The 894-nt window shown below is 60.3% G+C and carries 2 protein-coding genes and 1 pseudogene; all 3 read left to right on the plus strand.

Annotation, left to right across the window (positions count from 1 at the left end; all coding sequences use genetic code 11):
• Window positions 1–75: pseudogene (locus CP49_RS47960) on the plus strand (chemotaxis protein CheW); the annotation flags it as partial.
• A gap of 58 nt (window positions 76–133) precedes the next feature.
• Window positions 134–499, plus strand: a complete 366-nt coding sequence (locus CP49_RS27805; RefSeq protein WP_057853338.1) for a response regulator — start codon at window positions 134–136, stop codon at window positions 497–499.
• Between the two features lie 84 nt (window positions 500–583).
• Window positions 584–894 (plus strand): response regulator (locus tag CP49_RS47965; RefSeq protein WP_245310906.1); only part of this gene is annotated, 311 nt, incomplete at its 3' end.

Here is an 894-nt window from a genome sequence, read left to right on the forward strand (position 1 = left end):
CTCGACGGCCAGCTCATGGTCGTCCTCGACGTCGATCGCGTTCTCGAAATCGTGCCGGACCTGATGGCGGCATGAAGACCGAACCTGGAATGAAAAACGTCCCTCCTGGGATCTGGTGCAATTGGAGCCTAAAATGAAAACATGTCTGGTCGTCGATGACTCGAGCGTCATCCGAAAAGTCGCACGCCGCATCCTCGAAGGTCTCGACTTTCAGATCGTCGAAGCCGAGGACGGCCAAAAGGCGCTTGAAGTTTGCAAGCGCGCCATGCCTGAGGCGGTTCTGCTCGACTGGAACATGCCCGTCATGGACGGCTACGAATTCCTCGGCAATCTGCGCCGCATGCCCGGCGGCGATGCGCCCAAGGTGGTGTTCTGCACCACCGAAAACGACGTCGCACACATTGCGCGCGCGCTGCATGCCGGTGCCAACGAGTACATCATGAAGCCGTTCGACAAGGACATCGTCACCGCGAAGTTCCAGGAAGTCGGCCTGATCTGATCTCGCGTATGTGATCCCGGCGGCTCAACGGCCTTCGGCGTTGTCCTTGTAAGTGTGCGGCTTGAGTTGGGGTCGGGTGAAGTAATGAGTGTTGCGTTAACGAGGTCTCCGCCGCCAATCTCGACAAGGCAAGACAAGCTGCGTGTCATGGTGGTCGACGACTCCGTCGTGATCCGCGGGATGATCTCGCGCTGGATCGGCGCCGAGCCGGACATGGAGGTCTCGGCCTCCCTGCGCACCGGTCTCGACGCCGTCAACCAGATCGAACGCGTCAAGCCCGATGTCGCGGTCCTCGATATCGAAATGCCGGAGCTCGACGGCATTTCGGCGTTGCCGCAACTGCTGGCGAAAAAGCGCGACCTCGTCATCATCATGGCGTCGACGCTGACCCGCCG

The organism is Bradyrhizobium valentinum, from assembly GCF_001440405.1.
GTDB lineage: Bacteria > Pseudomonadota > Alphaproteobacteria > Rhizobiales > Xanthobacteraceae > Bradyrhizobium > Bradyrhizobium valentinum.